We start from the raw sequence: 228 nt of genomic DNA on the forward strand, positions 1-228 counted from the left end.
TCGGCTATGGCATTACTGCCTTTACACCTGTAGCCTATCAACGTCGTCATCTCCAACGACCCTTAAAAGATGTCTCATCTTGAGGCGAGTTTCGCACTTATATGCCTTCAGTGCTTATCTCTTCCAAACGTAGCTACTCAGCGGTGCACCTGGCGGTACAACTGATACACCAGCGGTTTGTTCAATTCGGTCCTCTCGTACTAGAATCAAGCCCTCTCAAACATCTAA

The 228-nt window shown here is 47.4% G+C and carries 1 rRNA gene; it reads right to left on the reverse strand.

The features are described from left to right. Positions 1-228, reverse strand: a 23S ribosomal RNA gene (locus tag SB679_RS26635); the annotation flags it as partial.

This window comes from Chryseobacterium sp. SIMBA_029, assembly GCF_046535275.1.
Lineage (GTDB): Bacteria > Bacteroidota > Bacteroidia > Flavobacteriales > Weeksellaceae > Chryseobacterium.